This window comes from Brevundimonas sp. (assembly GCF_036676055.1).
In the GTDB taxonomy this organism is placed as follows: domain Bacteria; phylum Pseudomonadota; class Alphaproteobacteria; order Caulobacterales; family Caulobacteraceae; genus Brevundimonas.
On record NZ_JAKFDS010000016.1, the window covers coordinates 39,886 to 61,945 of the forward strand.

28 protein-coding genes are annotated in these 22,060 nt (G+C 68.9%); 6 read left to right on the forward strand and 22 right to left on the reverse strand.

The window, feature by feature from the left end:
* Positions 1-108 precede the first annotated feature (108 nt).
* Entirely contained in the window at positions 109-597 is a 489-nt protein-coding gene (locus V6M45_RS02445; RefSeq protein WP_332653757.1) for a DUF6789 family protein, read from the forward strand.
* A 72-nt stretch (positions 598-669) separates the two neighbouring features.
* On the opposite strand, the gene V6M45_RS02450 is transcribed toward V6M45_RS02445, so the two are convergent.
* From V6M45_RS02450 to V6M45_RS02515, 14 genes are all read right to left on the reverse strand, one after another.
* The gene (locus V6M45_RS02450; protein WP_332653758.1) at positions 670-1,185 is read right to left on the reverse strand and encodes a F0F1 ATP synthase subunit B; all 516 of its coding nucleotides are present in this window, start codon (positions 1,183-1,185) and stop codon (positions 670-672) included.
* Between the two features lies 1 nt (position 1,186).
* Positions 1,187-1,780 (reverse strand): F0F1 ATP synthase subunit B family protein, encoded by a 594-nt coding sequence (locus tag V6M45_RS02455; protein WP_332653759.1) that lies wholly within the window; start codon positions 1,778-1,780, stop codon positions 1,187-1,189.
* 147 nt (positions 1,781-1,927) lie between these two features.
* Positions 1,928-2,152 carry a F0F1 ATP synthase subunit C gene (locus tag V6M45_RS02460; RefSeq protein ID WP_168045007.1) on the reverse strand — a complete coding sequence of 75 codons (225 nt, stop codon included), beginning with the start codon at positions 2,150-2,152 and terminating at the stop codon, positions 1,928-1,930.
* 54 nt (positions 2,153-2,206) lie between these two features.
* Positions 2,207-2,980, reverse strand: a complete 774-nt coding sequence (locus V6M45_RS02465) for a F0F1 ATP synthase subunit A (RefSeq protein WP_332653760.1) — start codon at positions 2,978-2,980, stop codon at positions 2,207-2,209.
* Positions 2,981-2,994: 14 nt separating this feature from the next.
* Positions 2,995-3,354: an AtpZ/AtpI family protein gene (locus tag V6M45_RS02470; RefSeq protein WP_332653761.1), complete on the reverse strand. Its 360-nt coding sequence runs from the start codon at positions 3,352-3,354 to the stop codon at positions 2,995-2,997.
* Between the two features lie 302 nt (positions 3,355-3,656).
* Positions 3,657-4,055 carry a hypothetical protein gene (locus V6M45_RS02475; RefSeq protein WP_332653762.1) on the reverse strand — a complete coding sequence of 133 codons (399 nt, stop codon included), beginning with the start codon at positions 4,053-4,055 and terminating at the stop codon, positions 3,657-3,659.
* Positions 4,056-4,121: 66 nt separating this feature from the next.
* Entirely contained in the window at positions 4,122-6,029 is a 1,908-nt protein-coding gene (gene dxs / locus V6M45_RS02480; protein WP_332653763.1) for a 1-deoxy-D-xylulose-5-phosphate synthase, read from the reverse strand.
* Positions 6,030-6,085: 56 nt separating this feature from the next.
* Positions 6,086-6,955 (reverse strand): polyprenyl synthetase family protein, encoded by an 870-nt coding sequence (locus V6M45_RS02485; protein ID WP_332653922.1) that lies wholly within the window; start codon positions 6,953-6,955, stop codon positions 6,086-6,088.
* Positions 6,956-6,990: 35 nt separating this feature from the next.
* Entirely contained in the window at positions 6,991-7,344 is a 354-nt protein-coding gene (locus V6M45_RS02490; protein ID WP_332653764.1) for a tRNA-binding protein, read from the reverse strand.
* Positions 7,344-7,604 carry an exodeoxyribonuclease VII small subunit gene (locus tag V6M45_RS02495; protein ID WP_332653765.1) on the reverse strand — a complete coding sequence of 87 codons (261 nt, stop codon included), beginning with the start codon at positions 7,602-7,604 and terminating at the stop codon, positions 7,344-7,346. The genes V6M45_RS02490 and V6M45_RS02495 overlap by 1 nt, the downstream gene beginning before the upstream one ends.
* Positions 7,605-7,661: 57 nt before the next feature.
* Positions 7,662-7,994, reverse strand: coding sequence for a DHCW motif cupin fold protein (locus tag V6M45_RS02500; protein ID WP_332653766.1), 333 nt, complete (start codon positions 7,992-7,994; stop codon positions 7,662-7,664).
* Between the two features lie 10 nt (positions 7,995-8,004).
* Positions 8,005-8,640, reverse strand: a complete 636-nt coding sequence (locus V6M45_RS02505; protein WP_332653767.1) for a histidine phosphatase family protein — start codon at positions 8,638-8,640, stop codon at positions 8,005-8,007.
* Between the two features lie 61 nt (positions 8,641-8,701).
* A complete protein-coding gene (locus tag V6M45_RS02510) occupies positions 8,702-9,622 on the reverse strand; it encodes a histone deacetylase family protein (RefSeq protein ID WP_332653768.1) in 921 nt (306 codons plus the stop codon).
* On the reverse strand, positions 9,619-9,996 hold the full coding sequence (locus tag V6M45_RS02515; protein WP_332653769.1) for a winged helix-turn-helix transcriptional regulator: 378 nt from the start codon (positions 9,994-9,996) through the stop codon (positions 9,619-9,621). Before V6M45_RS02515 ends, V6M45_RS02510 begins: the two co-directional genes overlap by 4 nt.
* An 85-nt stretch (positions 9,997-10,081) precedes the next feature.
* On the opposite strand from V6M45_RS02515, the gene V6M45_RS02520 reads away from it, so the two are divergent.
* The 4 genes from V6M45_RS02520 to V6M45_RS02535 are packed head-to-tail and all read left to right on the forward strand — an operon-like array spanning position 10,082 to position 13,383.
* Positions 10,082-11,086, forward strand: coding sequence for a zinc-binding alcohol dehydrogenase family protein (locus V6M45_RS02520; protein ID WP_332653770.1), 1,005 nt, complete (start codon positions 10,082-10,084; stop codon positions 11,084-11,086).
* Between the two features lie 16 nt (positions 11,087-11,102).
* Positions 11,103-11,630, forward strand: a complete 528-nt coding sequence (locus V6M45_RS02525; protein WP_332653771.1) for a GNAT family N-acetyltransferase — start codon at positions 11,103-11,105, stop codon at positions 11,628-11,630.
* Positions 11,631-11,650: 20 nt separating this feature from the next.
* Positions 11,651-12,829, forward strand: coding sequence for a vWA domain-containing protein (locus tag V6M45_RS02530; protein WP_332653772.1), 1,179 nt, complete (start codon positions 11,651-11,653; stop codon positions 12,827-12,829).
* A 35-nt stretch (positions 12,830-12,864) separates the two neighbouring features.
* The gene (locus V6M45_RS02535) at positions 12,865-13,383 is read left to right on the forward strand and encodes a hypothetical protein (protein ID WP_332653774.1); all 519 of its coding nucleotides are present in this window, start codon (positions 12,865-12,867) and stop codon (positions 13,381-13,383) included.
* Positions 13,384-13,441: 58 nt separating this feature from the next.
* Here V6M45_RS02535 and V6M45_RS02540 read toward each other — a convergent pair whose 3' ends face one another.
* From V6M45_RS02540 to V6M45_RS02550, 3 genes are all read right to left on the reverse strand, one after another.
* On the reverse strand, positions 13,442-13,627 hold the full coding sequence (locus tag V6M45_RS02540) for a CsbD family protein (protein ID WP_332653775.1): 186 nt from the start codon (positions 13,625-13,627) through the stop codon (positions 13,442-13,444).
* A 94-nt stretch (positions 13,628-13,721) separates the two neighbouring features.
* Positions 13,722-14,201, reverse strand: a complete 480-nt coding sequence (locus V6M45_RS02545) for an NUDIX domain-containing protein (RefSeq protein ID WP_332653777.1) — start codon at positions 14,199-14,201, stop codon at positions 13,722-13,724.
* 24 nt (positions 14,202-14,225) lie between these two features.
* On the reverse strand, positions 14,226-15,599 hold the full coding sequence (locus V6M45_RS02550; RefSeq protein ID WP_332653778.1) for a sensor histidine kinase: 1,374 nt from the start codon (positions 15,597-15,599) through the stop codon (positions 14,226-14,228).
* Positions 15,600-15,710: 111 nt separating this feature from the next.
* Here V6M45_RS02550 and V6M45_RS02555 point away from each other — a divergent pair, with 111 nt between their 5' ends.
* On the forward strand, positions 15,711-16,421 hold the full coding sequence (locus V6M45_RS02555) for a hypothetical protein (protein ID WP_332653779.1): 711 nt from the start codon (positions 15,711-15,713) through the stop codon (positions 16,419-16,421).
* On the opposite strand, the gene flhA is transcribed toward V6M45_RS02555, so the two are convergent.
* The 5 genes from flhA to fliG form a co-directional block, all read right to left on the reverse strand.
* Positions 16,418-18,511: a flagellar biosynthesis protein FlhA gene (gene flhA / locus V6M45_RS02560; protein ID WP_332653924.1), complete on the reverse strand. Its 2,094-nt coding sequence runs from the start codon at positions 18,509-18,511 to the stop codon at positions 16,418-16,420. The two genes, V6M45_RS02555 and flhA, sit on opposite strands and share 4 nt — an antisense overlap.
* A gap of 85 nt (positions 18,512-18,596) precedes the next feature.
* Positions 18,597-19,991 (reverse strand): sigma-54-dependent transcriptional regulator FlbD, encoded by a 1,395-nt coding sequence (gene flbD, locus V6M45_RS02565; protein WP_332653781.1) that lies wholly within the window; start codon positions 19,989-19,991, stop codon positions 18,597-18,599.
* Positions 19,992-20,027: 36 nt separating this feature from the next.
* Positions 20,028-20,360, reverse strand: a complete 333-nt coding sequence (fliN, locus tag V6M45_RS02570) for a flagellar motor switch protein FliN (RefSeq protein ID WP_332653783.1) — start codon at positions 20,358-20,360, stop codon at positions 20,028-20,030.
* Entirely contained in the window at positions 20,360-21,025 is a 666-nt protein-coding gene (locus V6M45_RS02575; RefSeq protein ID WP_332653785.1) for a flagellar assembly protein FlbE, read from the reverse strand. Before V6M45_RS02575 ends, fliN begins: the two co-directional genes overlap by 1 nt.
* Before the next feature lies 1 nt (position 21,026).
* Positions 21,027-22,052 carry a flagellar motor switch protein FliG gene (gene fliG, locus V6M45_RS02580; RefSeq protein WP_332653925.1) on the reverse strand — a complete coding sequence of 342 codons (1,026 nt, stop codon included), beginning with the start codon at positions 22,050-22,052 and terminating at the stop codon, positions 21,027-21,029.
* Positions 22,053-22,060 lie beyond the last annotated feature (8 nt).

Genomic DNA, 22,060 nt, shown 5'->3' on the forward strand with positions numbered 1-22,060 from the left:
CCTTCGCAACCGCGAAGCACGGCAATGTGAACCCCGCCTGTTGGAACAGGCGTATGCTCTCCCTTGCGTAATCTGAGCCACAGCAAGCGTTTGGGAGGCGCTAAGGTCATGATGTCACGCGTACAGAAGGGCCTGGTCGCGGGTTTGGCGGCCACGGTCGTGGTCTCGGTGATCGAGGCCATCAATGTCACGGTCGGCCACTGGGCGGTCGCATTCCCGCAGCTGCTGGCCGTCATCCTGCAGACGCCGGACGTCCCCGCCGTCGGCTGGGTCGCCCACCTTGTCGCCGGGCTGGGCCTCGGCGCGGCGTTCGGCGTCCTGTGCCCCCGGCTGCCGACGGACACGGCCGAGTCCAAAGGCATAGTGTTCGCCGTCGGGGCCTTCATCCTGATGGGCCTGGTTATCGCGCCGATCGGCGGTGCGGGCCTGTTCTTCATGCGGGCCGGCTTCGGCACCCTGGCGTGGATGATCGCCAGCCATGCGATCTTCGGCATCGTGCTGGGCAATGTCTATGGACGGCTGGTGGGTCGCGGCCGGGAAGCCCAGCACATGATCCACGGCAATCACATCCACCGTCACGGCCCCTATCACGCCTAGAAGACGGGACGAAAACGAAAGGGCCCCGCTGGCGACAGCGGGGCCCTTGTGCGTTTCGGCGATGCAGCCCGGTCAGTTCAGGCGCGCGCCGATCTGGGCGATGGCGGCGTCGAGCAGCGGATCGGTCGTCTGGCCGGCCAGACGGGCGGCGAGGATCTGTTCAGCGGCGCGGGCGGCGAGGTCGGCCGCGGCGGCCTTGACCTCGGCCGTGGCCTGGACCTCGGCCTGGGCGATGCGACGCTCGGCCAGGGCCTGACGGCGGGCCAGGGACTCTTCCAGCTTGACCTTGGCTTCGGCCTCCATGACGCGGGCGTCGGCCTCGGCGGCCTTCAGCATGGCGGCGGCCTGGGCTTCAGCCTCGGCCTTCTCGGCGCGGATCTGGGCCAGCAGGGCCTCGGCCTCAGCGCGCAGACGGGCGGCCTCGTCGAGCTCGGACTGGATCTTGGCGGCCTTGGCGTCGAGCGCCCCGCCGACCAGCTTGAAGGCGCCGGTGAACAGGCAGATGGCCAGGAACAGCACCAGGCCGACGCCGACCCACAGTTCGGCGCTTTCGAGGGCGAAGAAGCCCGGCTCGAAGAACATGTTCATGTCAGGCGGCTCCCTTGACGGCGGCGGCGGCCTCGGCGGCCGTCGGGGACTTGCCGGTCAGGCGCTCGACGATGGCGGCGGCCGTGTCGGAGGCGATGGCGGCGACATTGGTCATGGCGGCGTCACGCGTCTTGCCGATGGCGGTCTCGGCCTCGGCGATGCGGGCGTTGACCACGGCTTCCTCGGCGGCGGCGCGGGCGTTGGCCTCGTCGGCGACGCGGGCCTTGGCGGCGGCGGCGGTGGCGCGCGAGGAGGCGCGGGCGGCCTCGACCTCGGCCTTGGCCGCCTCGGCCTGGCCGGCGGCTTCGGACTGCACCTGGCGGGCGGTGGCGATCGCGGTGGCGATGGTCTGCTCACGCTCGTCGAACACCCGGCGCAGGCGCGGGGCGAAGACCTTCGCGATCAGGAAATACAGGATGGCGAACAGGAAGATCAGATAGACGATCTGCCCGAACCAGTGCTGGAACTCGAACTGCGGCAGGCCGCCGGACTCGTGTTCGCCGCCGTGGGCGGCTTCGGTCGTGGCGTGCGTGTCCTCGATCGCGACCGGGTGGGCCGCGTCTGCGGGCAGAACGGGATGGGCTGTCGTGGTCATCTGTCGCCTGGTCTAAAACGCTGGCCCATTTCCTGGAGCCCGGTCGCGGGACCGGAGGCGGAAATGGTCTGGAGCTGCGGCCGGTCCGTCAACCGACGACGGCGCGGTCCGCGCGAGGCGGGCCGCGCCGCAGCCGGAAGGACGAAATCAGGCCGAGTACAGCAGGATGCCGAGCACGAACGACAGAATGCCCAGGGCTTCGGCCAGAGCCGCGCCCACGAACAGGTTGCCGATCTGCGAGCCGGCGGCCGACGGGTTGCGCAGGGCGCCCGTCAGGAACGAGCCGAAGATGTTGCCGACGCCGATGCCGGCGCCGATCATGCCGGTCATCGCGAGGCCGGCGCCGATGAGCTTGGCGGCTTCTGCTTCCATGGTTCTCTAGTCCTAGTCTGGGGTTGGTTGGTTGTAGACGAAACTGGTCCCGGCCTAGTGGCCGTGGCCCAGGTTGACCACGTCGTTGAGATAGATCGTGGTCAGAACAGCGAAGACGAAGGCCTGCAGGAAGGCCACGAGGAACTCGAGCGCGGTCAGGCCGACCGTCATTCCGAGCGACAGGATGAACACCGGCACGCCGAGCCAGCCGATGGCGCCGCTGACGGCGACGACGACGAAGCCGGCGAAGACCTTGAGGGCCACGTGGCCGCCCATCATGTTGCCGAACAGACGAAGCGTCAGGGTGACCGGCCGCAGCAGGAAGGAGACGAACTCGATAATCACCACGAACGGCAGGACCAGCCACGGCACGCCCGACGGCACGAACAGGGTGAAGAATTTCAGGCCGTGCTTCACGAAGCCGATGGCCAGCACCATCAGGATGGTGATGACGCCGAAGGTGGCGGTGACGGCGATCTGCGAGGTGGCGGTGAAGCTGAGGAACAGCCCCAGGAAATTCATCGCCAGGATGAAGAGGAAGATGGTGAAGACGAACGGGAACAGCTTGCGGCCGTCATGACCGATGATCGAGTCGACGAGGCCGTCGATCATGCCGAACAGGGTCTCGCCCGCGGCCTGCATCCGGCCCGGAACGACCTTGGCGCTGGCGGTGACCAGCGTCAGGAACAGAACGACCATGCCGAAGGCCACGGTCATGGCCAGGTGCGAATTGGTGAACGAGATCGTCTGCTGCCCGATGAGCGGCAGGTTCACCACGACCTCGGGGGTCAGCGGCTGGATCTGGAACTGGTGTAGCGGATCGGCCATCGAGCCCTGGGTCCCTAGTCTTCTTCGTCGTCATCGAAGGGAGCCGACTTCGGCTCCACCCCGCTTGCCTTCGCCTGGGCCATCAGGCGTTGCGCCGTCCGCCAGGCCATGAATACCGAAACGGCGAAGCCCAGAAGGACGCCGCCGATCAAACCCCAGGGTCCCGTCCCGGCGAACCGGTCCACGATGAACCCGAGCGCCAGTCCGACGAACACCCCGCCGAACAGGTCGGCGAGGATACGCCACGCCTGCCCCGCCGCCGCCTGCCCCGCCGCCTCGTGAGAGAGCTCGCGCGCGTTGCGCGCCTCCATCGCGGATGCGCTTTCAGTGAGGCGTTTGATCGCCTCTTCGCGCGATTCCGGTTGAGTTGACATGGGCGGCCTCAGCGCTCCTTTGTCCGCCTGTGGGCGAACGCCGGAGGGGGTCTGAATTCGGCGCGGAACCTATAGGCGCACCCCCCGCAGGTCAAGGCGGTGCGGAACGGCATTAGTTGCTTGATTTCCCGCACGTTTGTTTCGCTCTAGTCGAGGCGTGGCGAACGGTCGCTGGCCCCGGGGCGGATTCCGGGCATGAGTCTGCGCCTTCCGGGCCTGCGCCCGGAAGGGTCGGGGAGGTGGCGGCGTGTGGCGATCAGCCCGAAACCGGGATGCGGCCCGTCGGGGAAGCGCAGGACGGATCAGCCGCCGGCGTTCTGCATGCAATCGCCGGCGATGTAGAGGCCGTTGAGGTAGTTCCAGCGATCCCGCAGCGCCTGGGCTTCAGCTTCGCGACGCTGGCGTTCGGGCTCGGTCACCGCATTGGCGCCCGCGATCACAAGGCCCGCGCCCGGGATCAGCATGGCGGCGCCGGCCTTGGCCACATCCACGGCGGCGCCGAGGCGGCCAGGCGTGTTCTCGCCCATCCGTTCGCTGAGCCCCGCCGCCTCATCAGCGATCTGGGTGCAGCTGAGATTGGCGTCGCCGGCCTGGACCACCGTCCCGGAGCCGGCGGTTCCGTCAGCGCCCGCGCCGGCCGGCTGCTGGGTGGCGCAGCCGCCGCAGATCAGGGCGACGGATATGAGGAAATGAGCTTTCACGATCGGCTACTCCACTTGTTCCCCGACAGAACGGGGGTGGAGGACCGAGGTTGCCTGCGGAGATGATCAGGCCCGGACGGCGCGGCTCGCCTCGACGCCCAGCGCCTGCAGGGCGGCGGCGGCGATGTGTTCGGCGTTCAGGCCCGCCGTGGCGTACATGGCGACCGGGTTGTCCTGGTCCTGGAACACGTCGGGCAGGTGCAGGGTGCGGACCTTGAGGCCGGCGTCGAGGGCGCCCTTTTCGGCCAGCATCTGCAGCACGAAGGCGCCGAAACCGCCCATGGCCCCCTCCTCCACCGTGATCAGACATTCGTGCTCGCGGGCCAGACGCAGGATCAGGTCGGCGTCCAGCGGCTTGGCGAAGCGGGCGTCGGCGACCGTGGCCGAGACGCCGCGGGCAGCCAGGGCGTCGGCGGCCTTAAGCGATTCCTGCAGGCGGGTGCCGAGCGACAGGATGGCGACGGTGGTCCCCTCGCGGACGATGCGGCCCTTGCCGATCTCCAGCGGGGCGGCGAGTTCCGGGATCTCGACGCCGACGCCGTCGCCGCGCGGATAGCGGAAGGCCGAGGGGCGGTCGTCGATCTCGAGGCTGGTGGCGATCATGGCGGCCAGATCGGCTTCGTCGGCCGCGGCCATCAGCACCATGCCGGGAAGCGCACCCATGAAGCCGATGTCGAAGCTGCCAGCATGGGTGGCCCCGTCGGCCCCGACCAGTCCGGCCCGGTCCATGGCGAAGCGGACCGGCAGGGACTGGATGGCGACGTCGTGGACGACCTGGTCGTAGCCGCGCTGGAGGAAGGTCGAATAGATGGCGCAGACCGGCTTCATGCCGTCGGCGGCGAGGCCGGCGGCGAAGGTGACGGCGTGCTGTTCGGCGATGCCGACGTCATAGGTCCGCTCGGGGAAGGCCTGGCCGAACAGGTCCAGCCCGGTGCCCGAGGGCATGGCCGCGGTGATGGCGACGATCGAGGGGTCGAGCGCGGCGCGCTTGATCAGCTCGGTTCCGAACACCTTGGTGTAGCTGGGAGCGTTGGAGACGCTCTTGGACTGTTTGCCGGAAACGACGTCGAACTTGACCACCGCGTGCAGCTTGTCGGCGCTGGACTCCGCCGGCGCGTAGCCCTTGCCCTTCTGCGTCACGACGTGGACGATCACCGGACGGTCGGTGATGGCGGCGGCGTTCTTCAGGATGGGGACGAGGTTGTCCATGTCGTGCCCGTCGACCGGGCCGATGTAGTAGAAGCCGAGCTCCTCGAAGAAGGTGCCGCCGACGATCATGCCCCGGGCGTACTCCTCGGCCTTGCGGGCGGCGTTGCGGAACGGGCGCGGCAGGTGTTCGGCGACCGATTTCCCGAAGCGGCGGAAATTGCGATAGGCGCCGCCCGAGACCTGTTTGGCCAGATAGGCGCTCATGCCGCCGACCGGCGGAGCGATCGACATGTCGTTGTCGTTGAGGATGACGACCAGCTGTTTGGTCGTCTCCGCGGCGTTGTTCATGGCCTCATAGGCCATGCCGGCGGACATGGAGCCGTCGCCGATAACGGCCACGACCTTGTTGGTCTCGCCCTTCTGGTCGCGGGCGGCGCAGAAGCCTAGGGCGGCGCTGATCGAGGTCGAGGCGTGGGCCGCGCCGAACGGGTCGTATTCGCTCTCGGAGCGTTTGGTGAAGCCGCTGAGGCCGCCCGGCTGGCGCAGGGTGCGGATGCGGTCGCGGCGCCCGGTCAGGATCTTGTGCGGATAGCACTGGTGGCCGACGTCCCAGATCAGGATGTCCTTCGGCGTCTCGAACACATGGTGCAGCGCGACGGTCAGCTCGACCACGCCGAGGCCGGCGCCGAGGTGACCGCCGGTCACGGAGACGGCGTCGATGGTCTCGGTCCGCAACTCGTCCGCCAACTGCTTCAGCTGCGGGATGTCGAGGCCGCGCGTGTCGGCGGGGAACTTGACCTGGTCGAGCAGCGGGGTGTCGGGCATGGAGCAAATAAACCTGGTGTCGACTTATAATCCGGCGGCGGGCCGGACGTTGCCTATCAGGACCGGCGCTTCAGCACAAAGTCCACGCTGGCCCTCAGCATCTCGGCGTCTGAGCCGAAGGGATCGAGATGGGCCCGGGCCTGGTCGGCGAGATGAGCGACGCGATGTCGCGCCGCCTCGATGCCCAGCAGGGTGACGAAATTGGTCTTGCCCTGGGCCGCGTCCTTGTTGGCGGCCTTGCCGAGGATGTCCTCGTCGCCCTCGACGTCGAGCAGGTCGTCGACGATCTGGTAGGCGAGGCCGATGTCGTGGGCGAAGCTGATCAGGGCCTGGCGATGCACCTCGCGGGCGTCGGCGATGATCAAGGGAATCTCGAAGGCGTAGGTGAACAGGGCCCCGGTCTTGAGCCGCTGCATGCGGGCGACGCCGCCGAGGTCGTCGCGTACGCCCAGCAGGTCGATCATCTGCCCGCCGGCCATGCCGCGCGCGCCGGAGGCCATGGACAGGCGGGCGGCCAGCTCGCAGCGCACGGCCGGATTCTCGTGGGTGTCCTCGTGCAGCAGAATGTCGAAAGCGGCGGTCTGCAGGGCGTCGCCGGCGAGGACGGCGGTGGCCTCGTCGTAGGCGCGGTGCACGGTGGGGCGGCCGCGGCGCATGTCGTCGTCGTCCATGCAGGGCAGGTCGTCATGAACGAGGCTGTAGGCGTGGACGCATTCGAGGGCGCAGGCGGCGCGCAGCACCGGCCGCTCCTCGATGTCGAACAGTGCGGCCGCCTCGAGGGCGAAGAAGGGCCGCAGCCGCTTGCCGGGACCGAGGGCGGCGTAGCGCATGGCTTCGGTCAGACGGGACTCCGGGCCGTCGGCGCGGGGCAGCAGTTCGTCGAGCGCGACAGTGACAAGGTCGGCGGTCTCGGCCACGCGGTCGATGACGCCCTGTTCCGGCGAATTGGCGGCGAGAAGGGTCAGAACAGCCTCCCGCCCACCGGAACCTCGCGGTCCACGCCGACGAGGACGACCTCGCCCGCCGCATCGGGGAAGCCCAGGGTCAGGACCTCGGACATGAAGGGGCCGATCTGGCGCGGCGGAAAGTTGACCACGGCGGCGACCTTGCGGCCGACCAGCTGGTCCGGCGTGTAGTGAGCGGTGATCTGGGCCGAGGACTTCTTCACTCCGATGTCGGGGCCGAAGTCGATGGCCAGTTTGAACGCGGGTTTGCGCGCCTCAGGGAAGGGATCGGCGGAGACCACCTGACCGACGCGGATATCGACCTTGAGGAAGTCGTCGAACGTGATCCGCCCGGGCGCGGAGGCGGACATCAGTCGAACCCGGCCGGTTCGACGCCCCTGGCCTGACCGTCGGGGCCGACGACGATCTTCTCGACGCGCAGCTGGGCGGCCTTGAGCCGGGTCTCGCAATGGGCCTTGAGGCGCGCGCCCTCCTCATAGAGGGCGATCGATTCCTCCAGCGGGGCCTGGCCGGACTCGAGGCGGGAGACGATCTGTTCGAGACGCTGCAGGGCGTCCTCGAAGCTGAGGTCGGCGGGAATGCCGGTTTGGGTGCTGGGGACGTCGGTCATCGGCGGCGACCCTAGAGGGGACGAATGCCCGCTTCAACGATGAAGCGTTCCCTGCCCCTAATCGACGATGAAAAGCTTGCAGCCCGTTCGGGTCGAGGAGCGGTGCGGCGCGTCGCCGGAGTCGGAGACCTGATAGCTCATGCCGGCGGTGAGCCTGAAGGTTCTCCCGTCCCTGAGTTCGGTGTCCAGTTCGCCTTCCAGCACCAGCAGGACATGGCCGCGATCGCACCAGTGATCGGCCAGATAGCCCGGGACATATTCGACCATTCTGACCCTCAGGTCACCGGCGGAGAATGTCCGCCAGACCGCGTTTCCGATTTCGCCCCCATGGGTGGACTTCGCCACCCCGTCCCAATCGGTCACTGTGAAAGGGAGCTCGGGAAGCTTCATGGCGCCCCTGTCAGTCTGCGCGTTCGTATCGGCGTTGCGACCAGTATTTGAAGCCTTGGTTGTGGACCAGTTTCCAGCCGTCCGCGCGCAGGCGGCGGCCGACCATGTGATTGAAGTAGCCGTGGGCCAGCACCAGCACGTCCTGGCCGGTCTCGGCGCGGGCGATCAGGGCCTGGGCGGCCTTCTCGGAACGGACCTCGGCCTCGCGCCGGGTTTCCTGCCCTTCGTGATGGTTGAAGGCGTGCCACCAGAAGCGGGCCACGGCGCCCCAGTATTTCGGCGGCAACTTGAACCACGAGGGGAAGTGCGGCGGCGGCAAGGGCGCCTCGATGAACAGGGCGTCCGACATGACCTCGCGGCCGGCGGCGATGGCGGCGGCGGTTTCCTGGGCGCGGGGACGGGTCGAGGCGTAGATGGCGCCGGCTCCCTCGGCCGTGGCCAGCAGTTCGGGCGGCGGGGTTTGCCCCGCGCGCAGGCCGCCGACTTCGTATTTGGCCCACCAGTCGCGGTACTGATCGGACGACAGCAGGCATTTGCGCGACAGGGCCGGCTCGCCGTGGCGTGCGAGGATGATGGCGCCGGGACGGACGGAGACCAGGGCCGCGCGGGGCGGCGTCGACGTCACGGGAAGCGGCGGGTCTGCCATTACTGAGTCTCGGGCGGGGGCGGGCATGATTTGCGGAGGATAAGCCGTTGGCGAACCGTCCTTATTCCTCCCCCAAGGCCTGAACGTGGGCGGCCGCCGAGCGACCGAGCCCCTCTAGGTCGTAACCGCCCTCGAGCGAGGAAACAACCTTGCCGGCGCAGCACGATCGCGCGACCTCGGCCACGGCCCGGGTGGCCCAGGCGAAATCTTCGGCCTCCAGGCTCTGGTGGGCGAGCGGATCGCGCCGGTGGGCGTCGAAGCCGGCGGAGATCAGGATCAGGTCCGGCCCAAAGGATTCGAGCGCCGGTATCAGGTCGCCGGAAAAGGCCGCGCGCCAGGCCTCGCGGGCGGCGTGGGGCGGCACCGGCACGTTGACGATGTTGCCAAGACCGGTCTCGGAGGCCGCGCCCGTGCCGGGATAGAGCGGCATCTGGTGGATCGAGCCCAGGAACAGACTGTCGTCGGCCTCGAAAGCCGCCTGGGTGCCGTTGCCATGGTGGACGTCGAAGTCGATCACGGCGACGCGGGCGAGGCCTTCAGACTGCGCAACCCGGGCGGCGACGGCGACGTTCGAGAACAGGCAGAAGCCCATGGCCCGGTCGGGTTCGGCGTGGTGGCCGGGCGGGCGGACGGCGGCGAAGGCGCGGGCGGTCTCGCCCCGGGCCACGGCGCGCACCGCGTCGATCACAGCGCCTGCGGCGAGACGGGCGGCGCGGACGCTGCCGGGCGACAGCAGGGTGTCGGCGTCGAGCGCATTCAGCCCCTCGGCCGGGGCGGCGTTCAGAATGCGGGCGACATAGTCGACCGGATGCAGGCGTTCGAGATCGGCGATGGCGGCCTCGCCGGCGGCGCGGCGGTCGCGCGACAGGCCGGCGTCGTCGAGCGCGTCGAGCACGGCCTGAAGCCGCTCGGGCCGTTCGGGGTGCCCGGCGCCGGGCCGATGCCCGATCATGTCCGGGTGGGTGAAGAGGGCGACGCTCACGCCGCTTCCCGGGTCGCACGGACGCGCAGATGGTCCTCGCCCCACGTCTTGAGCGCCGCAATCACCGGCGCCAGGGCCACGCCGCCGGCGGTCAGCCGGTATTCCACGCGTGGCGGCACCTCGGCGTAGACGGTGCGCGACACCAGCCCGTCGTCCTCGAGTTCGCGCAGCTGCTTGGTCAGCATGCGCTGGGTGATGTCGCCGACCTCGCGGCGCAGGGCGTTGAAGCGCAACGGCCCGGCGTCGAGCAGCTGGTAGACGATCATGCCCTTCCATTTGCCGCCGATGACGTCGAGGGCCGCGTCCACGACGCATTCGCCGCCCCGGACACGCCGCCGGATCGGGTTCTGATGGAGGCTGGATGCAGTATCCATTTGGGTACTACCTGCACAAAAATGGCGTACTTGTGGGTCGCGCAACGATGCATCAGCTGAGCGGGACCCGCAATGGAGTCACCGCATGAAAGCCATCGTAACCCCCGGTCCGCGCCCCGTCACCGACCCGTCCGCCCTTCTGGATATCGACGCCCCGGAGCCTGTCCTCGGCCCCCGCGACCTGCTGGTCGAAATCAGGGCGGTCGGCCTGAACCCCATCGACTTCAAGGTGCGGCGGATTCGCGAGCCCGGCGAAACCGCCCCCGACATCCTCGGCTACGACGCCGCCGGGGTCGTGACGGCGGTCGGCCCGGAGGTCATCCTGTTCAAGGCCGGGGACGAGGTCTTCCACGCCGGGCAGATCAACCGGCCCGGGTCGAACGCCGAACGGCAGGCGGTGGACGAGCGGATCGTGGGGCCGAAGCCGCGGACGCTGAACTTCGCCCAGGCGGCCGCCCTGCCGCTGACCTCGCTGACCGCGTGGGAGCTGCTGTTCGACCGGATGAGGGCGGATCCGGACGAGGAAGAGACGCTGCTGGTCGTCGGCGGCGCCGGCGGTGTCGGCTCGGCCCTGATCCAGATCGCCCGGGCGAAGACCCGGCTGCGCATCGTCGCCACCGCCTCGCGGCCGGAGACGCGGGAGTGGTGTCTCGACCTCGGCGCCCACGCCGTCATCGACCACTCGGGGCCGCTCGACGAGGCGCTGACCGCCGCCGGCGAGCGCGCCCCGAAATACATCGCCTCCCTGACCCAGACGCCCCGGCATTTCGAGGCGCTGGTCCGCGCCGTCGCACCGCAGGGCGTGATCGGCATGATCGACGATCTTCCGCCCGGCCCCTTTGACAGCCTGAAATCGAAGTCCGTCGGCCTGGCCCTCGAAAGCATGTTCACCCGCTCCGGGCAGGGCACGCCTGACATGATCCGCCAGCACGAAATCCTCGCGGAAGTGGCGGCCCTGGTCGACGCCGGCCGCATCCGCACCACCCTCACCGAAGTGTTGGGGCCGATGTCGGCGGCAACCTTGCGCGAGGGGCATCGGCGGCTGGAGAGCGGGACCACCATCGGCAAGCTCGCCCTAACGGGTTTCTGACGCTAAGGGGCGGATCATGACCGAGCCCGTGATCCGCCCCGCCCTGGACGCCGACGCCGCCGCCCTGGGCGTGCTGGGACGCCAGACCTTCATCGACACCTTCGTCGACGGGTTCGCCATCCCCTATCCGGCGGACGATCTGAAGGCCTTCCTCGACGCCAGCTTCAGCCCGGAGACGATCCGCTCGAAGCTGAAGGAGCCGGGCGCGGCCTGGTGGGTGGCCGAGCGCGAGGGCGCGTTGCTGGCCTTCGCCAACACCGGGCCGAACACCCTGCCCCATCCGGACGCGAGGCCGAGCCACGCCGAGCTGAGGCGGCTGTATGTGTCGAAGGCGGCACAGGGGCTGGGGCTGGGAACGAAGCTCCTCGCCGTGGCGCTGGAATGGATGGAGGCGCATTCCGACGGGCCCCTGTGGATCGGCGTGTGGAGCGGCAATCTGAAGGCGCAGAAGCTGTACGCCGCGTACGGGTTCGCGAAAGCCGGGGAGTATCAGTATCCGGTCGGGCGCTGGCTGGATGACGAGTTCATCTTGCGGCGGGGGTGAGCCGGGCCCAGTCTGACGGGATGCTCCTGCCCTTCTTCACCGCCCTGCGCGACGCGAAAGTGCCCGTGTCGATGAAGGAATGGCTCCATCTGATGGAGGCCATGGACAAGGACGTGGCCGGGCGGAAGGTCGACGACTTCTACCACCTGTCGCGGGCGGTGCTGGTCAAGGACGAGAAACACTACGACCGGTTCGACCAGGCGTTCGGCAAGGTGTTCGCCGGGATCGAGACCGTCGGCGCGGGCGACGAACCCTCGCTGGACGTGCCCGAGGACTGGCTGAAGCTGCTCAACGAGAAATATCTGACCGACGAGGAGAAGGCGCAGATCGAGGCGCTGGGCGGGTTCGAAAAGCTGATGGAGACGCTGAAGCAGCGTCTGGAGGAGCAGAAGGGCCGGCACGAGGGCGGCAGCAAATGGATCGGCACGGGCGGGACCAGCCCGTTCGGCCACGGCGGCTACAATCCCGAGGGGGTGCGCGTCGGCGGGCCGGGCAAGCACGGGCGCGCGGTCAAGGTCTGGGAAAAGCGCGAGTACCGGAACCTCGACGACCAGGTCGAGCTGGGCACCCGCAACATCAAGGTGGCCCTGCGCCGCCTGCGCCGGTTCGCGCGGCAGGGGGCCCTGGATGAGCTGGACATGGACGCCACCATCGACGGCACGGCGCGTCAGGGCTGGCTGGACATCCACATGCGGCCCGAGCGGCGCAATACGATCAAGGTGCTGCTGTTCCTCGACATCGGCGGCTCGATGGATGCCCATGTGAAGATGTGCGAGGAGCTGTTCTCGGCCGCGAAGACCGAGTTCAAGCATCTGGAATTCTTCTACTTCCACAACTGCCTCTACGAGGGGGTGTGGAAGGACAACCGGCGTCGGCATTCGGAGAAGATCCCGACCTGGGATCTGCTGCACAAATACCCCGCCGACTGGCGCGCCATCTTCGTCGGCGACGCCACCATGAGCCCCTATGAGGTCACCATGCCCGGCGGTTCGGTCGAGCACTGGAACGAGGAGGCCGGCGCCGTCTGGATGAAGCGGGCCACGCAGCAGTGGGACAAGGTCGCCTGGCTGAACCCGTCTCCGGAGCGGTACTGGAGCTATTCGGCCTCGGTGGGGATGATCCGGGAGCTGGTCGACGAGCGGATGTATCCGCTGACGCTGCAGGGGCTGGAGAAGGCCATGCGGGTGCTCGCCAAATAGGCTAGTCTGGCCGGGTCGCTTTCCGGAGGTCCGCCATGCTCGCCGCCGCCGCCGCCGTCGCCGCCGTCATCCTGCAACAGGCCGCGACCGGCCAGGTCGTCTGGCAAACCCCCGCGTCGCCCGAGCCGGCCGTCGTCGCGGCTCCGGTCGCCGCGCCGGCCATCCCCGACTGGGCGCGAGCCGATCCCTATGGCTACGAGCGGTCGGAGTGCAGCCCGCTGATGCGCAAGGCGAATGAAGGCCTCGAGGCCTGTCAGGCCCGGGTCCGCGCCGCCCTGGCGACGGATCTGGGCGACGACCTGCCCCCCGGCTTGGCCGGCGGGTCGGCAGCGGACCAGTGTCGGCAAGAGGCGGCGGGCGACCGCTACGCCCTGCAGTGCGCGGCGCCCGGCCGCAGCGCGCCGTCCGGCCCGGACCTGCGGGCCCGCGACTGCACGACGCGGCCAAGGGCCACCGCCGAGGGCAGGATGACGTTCGAGGAAACCTGCACCGTCGGCGGCGAGGAGGCCCGCGACGAGGGCCTGCGCATCCGGCTGGGCGGCGACGACGACTGACGGACACGCAAACGCCGCGCCCCCGACGGGAACGCGGCGTTGGAAGGTTCAGTGCAGGCTAGTGGCGCTTGTCGTCGCGCAGGGCGTCTTTGACGCCGCCGACGGCGTTCTGGACCTTGCCCTCGACCTGGTCGGCCCGGCCCTCGGCCTTCAGCTTTTCGTCGCCGGTGACGTTGCCGACCGCTTCCTTGGCCTTGCCGCCCATGTTCTTGGCGGCGCCTTCGACTCGATCATGATCGGGCATGTCTGAACTCCTTGCAGCTCGCGGCAGGGGCGCCGCGTGTGCAGAATCAACCATCAGACGGGCGGGACGTTCCGTTGCTGCGTCAATGGGTTCGTCACGATTCCGGCGCCGGGACGCAACCGGGGCCGGATCGACGTCCGCGTCGAAGCCAGACCGCGACGGCCCAGGCGTGGGCGTCGTGGCGCAGCTCGTTCAGCGCCGTGTGCGGGTGCAGCCAGACCAGTTCATGATCGGTCTCGACCTTGGCCGCGGGATCGAGCGACAGCTGCTCCGCGACCCAGAAGCCGCCGATATTGTTGATCGCCGACCCGTCCGACTTGCGGAAATACTGGGCGGCCTCGGCGATGCGCGCGACGGGGCGAACCGCCATGCCGGTCTCCTCGACGAACTCGCGGATCAGGGCCTGTTCGCCGGTCTCGTCGCCGTCGATGGCGCCGCCGGGCAGGTCGTAATAGCTGGCGTCGCCGCGATCGACGCGGACGCAGGCCAGCCGGCCCTCGTGGAAGACAAGGCCGAAAGCCGTCGGCCGGGGCGCGTAGTCGAGGGAGGGATCGGGTTCGCCGAATTGGAGCATGGAGCGACTCTAGCGCGACGACCGTCAGAGGTCGAAGGCGAGCCGGGCGCGCACGCCCTTGTGCGTCGGATCGTACTCGACCTTCGAGCGCAGGCCCGAAGCCATGGCCGAAACGATCCTGCCGCCCAGGCCCGTGCCCTTGGGCTGGCCGTCGCCGAGGCCGGGGCCGTCATCCTCGACCGTCAGCACGGCGCGGCCGTTGCCGGTTTCGAGTGCGAGGGTGACGCGGATCTCGCCGGTCCGGCCGGGGCCATAGGCGTATTTGACGGCGTTGGTGACCAGCTCCGTGACGATCACGCCGATCGACACCGCCTGGTCGGTGGAGACGTTCAGCGGATGGGCCCTGAGGGTCAGGGTCGGGGAGCCGGCGTCCGGGGCAAGGGAGTTGGCCAGCTCCGTGACCAGTCCCTCGAGGTATTCGTCCATGGCCACCGAGGTCATGTCGTCGGAGGTGTAGAGCCGGCGGTGGACGTGCGCCACGGCCTCGATCCGGGCCTGCGACTCCCTCAGCGCGGCGCGGGCGCCCTCATCGGCGAGATGGCGCAGCTGCAGCGACATGAAGCTGGACACCAGCTGCAGCGAATTGCCGACGCGGTGATTGACCTCGCGCAGCATCGCCTCGGCCCGGTCGCGGGAGCGGGTCAACTCGGCGGTGCGGTCCCGGACCTGGTTTTCGAGACCGGCGTTCATCCGATCCAGCGTGTCGCGCGCGGCCTCGATCTCGCCGACGTAGCGGCGGACCAGCCAGATCATGATCGCGGCCAGGACGACCACCAGCAGCCCCGCGAGGGCGTTGGCCCACAGCGTCAGGGTCGAACCATGCTCGGACTGCAGGGTGCGGGACGCGAGCCGCTCGTTCTCGATCTCGTCGATGGCGGCCATCTGCGCGCGGATCGTGGCCATCCGCGCCTGTCCCTCGCCCGAACGCACCAGCAGGAGGGCCTCGGCCGTCCGGCCGCTGCGCGACAGGGCGACGGTGCGCTCAAGCTCGGCGAATTTCTCGCGGGCGGCCTCGAGCAGGACGGCGACCTCCTCCTTGAGCAGCGGATCGCCGGCGGTCAGCTGCTCAAGGTCCTCCATCTGCTCCGGGACCGCGATCTCGGCGCGGCTGTAGGGTGCAAGGAACCCGGGCTGGCCGGACAGCAGGAAACCGCGCTGACCGGTCTCGGCGTCGACGAGCGACAGCATCAGGGCGCCGGCGGCGCGGCGGACCTGTTGGGACCGTTCGACCTGGTCGTTGAAGGCCGCGGTCCGCTGGATCATGACGAAGGTCGTCAAATTCGCCGCCAGCAGCAGCACGATGGCCCCCGCCAGCAGGGCGACGATCGAACGGCCGATGCTCGGCGTCCGCGCGAACCGGAGTAGGGCGGGCAGGGACGGGCTGAGGGCCGAAAACATCAGGCGCGAGCATTAGCGGCGCGTTTTCACCTGTCCAGTCGCGCGGGAAGGGAAACCGCGACGTCATACCCAATATTGGTTACAAACTATGGGATCGAAGGGGAAATTCGCATGGTTTGGTGGTGGTGGACCGCGCCAGCGGTGGTGGGAGCGCTGGGGCTGGCGCTGCTGGCCCGCGGCGTCGGAGCGATGTTCAAGGGACGCTTCTTCGGCGGCCTGGTCGGGGGCGTCGGCGGCGCCGGCTTCATCGCCGCCGCCTTGATGGCGGCCCTGCTGGGCCTGAACGTGCAGTCCTATACGCGCCTGACCTGGGAGCGCCCCGTGGCGACGGTGGAGACCCGCCAGCTGGGACCGCAGTATTTCGAGGCGACCGTTATGCAGCCCGGACGCGGCGAGAACGCGCCGGGAACCAGCAACCTGTATCCGCTGCACGGCGACGAGTGGCGGATCGAGGCCCAGGTGCTGAAGTGGAAGCCGTGGGCAAATGTGCTGGGGCTGGACACGCAATACCGGCTTGACCGGCTGTCCGGCCGCTACCGCTCGATCGACCAGGAAATCAACGCCACCCGCAGCGTGCATCCGCTGGCGGCGGACGAAGTGGGGCCAAAGTGGGTTCCCTGGAAAGTCAGCGCCTGGGATACGGCGCGGAGGTATCGCCGCTACGTCGATGCGGTCGACACCCTGTACGGCGGCGGGGCCTATATGCCGATGGCCGACGGGGCGCGCTACGAAGTGTGGATCACCCAGTCCGGGCTGGTGGCGCGGCCAACCAACGAGGCGGCGCGCGCCGCCTCGGCGGGGGGCTGGGCGGAGGTCAGCTAGACCGTCCCGATCGTCCTGAGCCGCGCCTTGGGATGGACCTCGTTCTGGCTCATGACGACGGTCTGGCCGCGGAAGCGTTCGATGATCGAGCGAACATAGGGCCGGACCTGGGGGCCAGTCAGCAGGACGGCGGTCTCGCCGGCCATGGCGGCCCGTTCGAACACGTCGCGGACGGCGCGGATGAAGTCCTGCAGCTTGGACGGCGCCATGGCCAGCTGCTTGTCCTCGCCCGAGCCGACCAGGGCCTCGGCGAAGGCCTGCTCCCAGTCGGGCGACAGGGTGACGATCGGCAGGGCGCCGTCGTCGCCCTTGTGCTGCCAGCACAGCTGACGCGCCAGGCGAGCGCGGACGTGCTCGACGAGGATGGTGACCGACGAGGTGTGCGGCGCCGCCTCGGCGAGGCCCTCGAGAATGGCGCCCAGATCGCGGATCGAAACCTTCTCCCGCAGAAGCGACTGCAGGACCCGCTGCAGGGTGGTGACGGTGACCACCGAGGGGATCAGCTCGTCGACCAGCTTCTTCTCTTCCGGGCCCAGCTCGCGCAGCAGCTTCTGCACCTCGGCGTAGGAGAGCAGCTCGGCCATGTTCTCCTTGAGGATTTCGGTCAGGTGGGTGGTCAGCACCGTGGAAGGATCGACGATGGTGTAGCCGCGGAAGGTGGCCTCCTCGCGCAGGCTCTCGTCGATCCAGGTGGCGGGCAGGCCGAAGGCGGGCTCGCGGGTGTGCTCGCCGGGCAGCTCGACCTGGCGGCCGGCCGGGTCCATGGCCATCAGTGAGCCGAGGCGGACCTCGCCGGCGCCGGCCTCCATCTCCTTGATGCGGATGGCGTAGCCCTGGGTGCCGAGGCGCATGTTGTCGAGGATGCGCACCGACGGCATGACGAAGCCGTACTCCTGGGCCAGCGACCGGCGCAGGGCGCGGACCTGATCGGTCAGGCGGCGGCCCTCCAGATCGTTGATCAGCGACAGCAGGGAATAGCCCAGCTCGATCTTGACCTCGTCGATGGTCAGGGCCGTGCCGATCGGCTCTTCGACATCCTCCTTGGGGCCCGTGGCGGTGGCGGCCATTTCGGCCTCGCTCGGCTTGGGCTTGAGCCGTTGACGGCCCAGGCGCCAGGCCATGAAGCCCGTACCGATGGCGAGGGCGGCGAAGGGCAGAAGCGGCATGCCGGGGATGAGGCCGATCAGGCCGGCGGCGCCGGAGACGACGCCGAGGCTGACCGGGTTGGTGGCCAGCTGGGCGACCAGGGCCTTGTCGGCCGTGCCCTCGACGCCGGCCTTGGACACCAGGAAGCCGGCGGCGATGGAGATGATGATGGCCGGGACCTGGGTCACCAGACCGTCGCCGATTGTCAGGGTCACATAGGAGTTGGCGGCCTCGCCGATCGGCAGCTGATGCTGGATCACGCCGATCAAAATGCCGCCGATGACGTTGATGAAGACGATGATCAGGCCGGCCACGGCGTCGCCGCGGACGAATTTCGAGGCGCCGTCCATGGCCCCGAAGAAGGTGGATTCCTGCTCCAGCTCCTTGCGGCGCAGCTTGGCCTGGTCCTCGGTGATCAGGCCGGAGGACAGGTCGGCGTCGATCGCCATCTGCTTGCCCGGCATGGAGTCCAGGGTGAAGCGGGCGCTGACCTCGGCGATGCGGGTCGAGCCCTTGGTGATGACCACGAAATTCACCACCAGGATGATGGCGAAGATGATGATGCCGATGATGAAGCTGCCGCCCATCATCAGGGCGCCGAAGGCCTCGATCACCTGACCGGCCCCGCCGGAGCCCTCGTGGCCATGGCTGAGCACCAGCCGGGTCGAGGCGAGGTTGAGACCGAGGCGGAACAGGGTCGAGACCAGCAGGACCGTCGGGAAGATGGCGAAGTCCAGCGGCTTCTTCATCATCACCGCGGTCATCAGGATCAGCACGCTGGAGACGAGCGACAGCGCCAGCAGCATGTCCATCAGGAATGCCGGGATCGGCAGGATCAGCAGCAGGATGACGCCGATCACGCCGACGGCCATACCGACCTCGCCGCGTGCGACCCAGCCCATGATGTCGCGACCGGTCGGACGGGCCATGCCGTCCTTCATCATGGTCGAAGCGGGGATGTCGGTCATGCGCTAGCCGGCTCGCCGGACCCGGTCAGGACGCTTCTGCGGTCCATGGCTCCGGTCATGATCAGGCGACCGCGTAGCCGGGCGCGGCGACGCCCGATTGCGGGGCCGGAATGCTGGTTCCCTCGTCGGCGTATTCGTTCAGCTTGTTGCGCAGGGTGCGGATCGAGATGCCGAGGATGTTGGCGGCATGGGTGCGGTTGCCGAGGCAGTGCGACAGGGTGTCGAGGATCAGGGTCTTCTCCATCTGCGCCACCGTCTGTCCGACATGCGCGCGGGTGACGGCGTCGGCGACATGGGCGGCGCGGCCGGCCACGCCGGCGTCCGACGCGGCGCCGTGGCTGCCCATCGCCAGCGGCTGGCCGTCGGGCAGGCGGATGGCGTCGACGTCGATCTCGGGCCCGACCGCCAGCAGGACGGCGCGGTGCATGGCGTTTTCAAGCTCGCGGACGTTGCCGTTCCAGCGGTGTGATACGAGGGCGCGGCGGGCGTCGACCGAGATCGGGCGGACCGGGACGCCGTTGGCGGCGGCGTATTTCTTGACGAAGTGGTCGGCCAGCACGGCGATGTCGCCCGGCCGCTCACGCAGGGCCGGCAGCCGCAGATTGACGACGTTCAGGCGGTACAGCAGGTCCTCGCGGAAGGTCCCCTCGGCGACGGATTTGGCAAGGTCGCGGTTCGAGGTGGCGATGATGCGGATGTTGACCGGCACCGGCTTCGTCCCGCCGACGCGGTCGATGACCCGTTCCTGGATGGCGCGCAGCAGCTTGGCCTGCAGGCGCACGTCCATCTCGGAGATTTCGTCCAGCAGCAGGGTTCCGCCGTCGGCCTCCTCGAACTTGCCGATGCGGCGGGCCATGGCGCCGGTGAAGGCCCCCTTCTCATGGCCGAACAGCTCGGATTCCAGCAGGTTGTCGGGGATGGCGGCGCAGTTGACGCTGATGAAGGGGCGGTCGGCGCGCTTCGATCCGGCGTGCAGGTAACGGGCCATGACCTCCTTGCCGACGCCGCTTTCGCCGGTGATCAGGATCGAGGCTTCCGAGCGGGCGACCTGGTCGGCCAGCTGGATGACGGCCTTCATCGACGGATCGGCCGAGATCAGCGGACGCTCGTCATCGGCGACGGCCGACAGGACAGCGGCGATCAGATCGGCCTCGGGCGGAAGCGGGATGAACTCCTTGGCCCCCGCGCGGATGGCGTTGGCCGCGTCGGTGGCGTCGGCGTCGACGCCGCAGGCCACCACCGGCACATGGATGCGTTCGGCCTCGTTGGCGGCGATCAGGGCGGCGATGTCGACGCGGTAGTCGACCATCAGCAGGTCGGCCCCCTGCCCTCGCCGCAGGTGTTCCGTCGCCTGATCGCCACGCTCGACGTGACTGACCTTGGCGCCGTGCGCCATGGCCATCTTCACCGCCGTCGCCAGCTGTCCGCTGAGCCTGCCAACCACCAGAAGCCGCATGGGTCTTCTCCTCTAATCTTTACGCGCGTCGCCGGGTCAGGCGCCGCTGTCTTCCGTCTTGATGATTTCCGTCATGGTCACGCCCAGCCGGTCCTCGACGACGACGACCTCGCCGCGGGCGACCAGCCGGTTGTTGACGAAGATGTCGATGGCCTCGCCGACCTTGCGGTCGAGTTCGAGCACCGAGCCGCGGTTCAGCTTCAGCAGCTGGGCCACCGACATGTGCGCCTTGCCCAGCACCGCCGAGATGTTGACGGGGACGTCGAAGACCGGGGCCAGGTCGCTGGCGGTCTTGTCGGTCGCGTCGTCGTGGACGGTGATCGCGGTGGAGTCGGCGAACTCCTCCAGGGCCATGGTGTCGGACGCCATTACGGCCTCCCTTCCATTGATGCAGCGGGGGTGATGGATTCAGCGTGACCAGCCTCGGCGGCGAGGGCGGAGGCGAGCGCCTCGCGCATGCGGGCGAAGGCGGCCTCGGGTTCGAAGGCGGCGCGGCCGTCGGCCCATTCAAGCTGGAAGGCGGCGGGCGGCAGATCCGCCCCCTCGCGGAAGGCCACCACGCCGGAGAAGCCGGCGTCGGCGCACAGCTGCTCGATGCGGGCGCGGTTGGCGTCGTCGAGATCGCCGGTGCGGATGACGAGGCGGGGCGAGCTGTCGATTTCCTGGCCGAGGGCCTCCAGCGCGGCCTGCAGCGGCCCGGCGGGAAAGCGGTCAAGCGCCGCCGCAGCGACCACGCGGGCGGCGGCGAGGGCCAGTTCGGCGGACTGCTCCCGGTGGGCGCGGGCGACCTGGGCGAGGGAGGGCGCGGCGGCGGCGAGGGCGTCGCCGATCGCCGACAGGGCCCTGGCCTGGAGGCTCTCGCTTTCGGCGAGGGCCTCGTCGCGGGCCTGCTGACGGGCCTCGGCCAGCAGTACGTTGACCTCGTCCGGCGTGAAGGCGCGCCGGGTCGGACGCCAGGCGGACGCCTGGACGACCGCGCCGGCGGCGTCGAACTCGGTGTCGAAGGCGAAGGGGGTGCTGGCGGGAGCGGTCATGTCAGTAGATCAGCTCGTCGTCTGCGCCCTGGCCGACCAGCATGATCTCGCCCTTGGCGGCGAGGTCCTTGGCGACCTGGACCATGGCCATCTGGGCCTGGTCGACGTCCTTGAGGCGGACCGGCCCCATCGATTCCATGTCCTCGCGCATGATCTTCGACGCCCGTTCGGACATGTTGGAGAAGAACAGCTCGCGCAGGGATTCCGAGGCCCCCTTCAGGGCCAGGCCGAGCGAATCCTTCTCGACCGCGCGCAGCAGGGTCTGGATGCCGCCGGGGTCCAGCTTGGCCAGGTCCTCGAACACGAACATCAGGGCGCGGATGCGTTCGGCCGCCTCGCGGTTGCGCTCTTCCAGCGCGCCGATGAAGCGGGCCTCGGTCTGACGGTCGAAGCTGTTGAAGATGTCGGCCATCATCTCGTGGCTGTCGCGCTTCGAGGTGCGGGCCAGGTTGGACATGAATTCGGTGCGCAGGGTCTGCTCGATCTTGTCGAGGATTTCGCGCTGTACGGGCTCCATGCGCAGCATCCGCTGGACGCATTCGAGGGCGAAGTCCTCGGGCAGGCTGGTCAGCACGCGGGCGGCGTGGTCGGCCTTGATCTTCGACAGGACCACGGCGACCGTCTGCGGGTATTCGTTCTTGAGATAGTTGGCGAGGACCGCCTCGTTCACATTGCCGAGCTTGTCCCACATGGTGCGGCCGGCGGGACCGCGAATCTCCTCCATAAGCGCGTCGACGCGATCGCTCGGCATGAAGGCGGCCAGCAGGCGCTGGGTCTGCTCATAGCTGCCCATGACCGCGCCCGAGCCGCTCATGCCCGAGACGAACTCGACCATCAGTTCCTCGACCACGGTGGCCGAAACGGTGCCCAGCGAGGCCATGGCCTGCGAGATCTCCTTGATCTCGTCCTCGTCGAGGCTCTGCCACAGGCGGGTGTGGTCCTCGCCCAGTGACAGCAGGATGACGGCGGCCTTCTCCGGACCCGTCAGTTTCCTGATGTCGTCCACCGCCGGCTTCTTGGTGACCATCCGGGCCG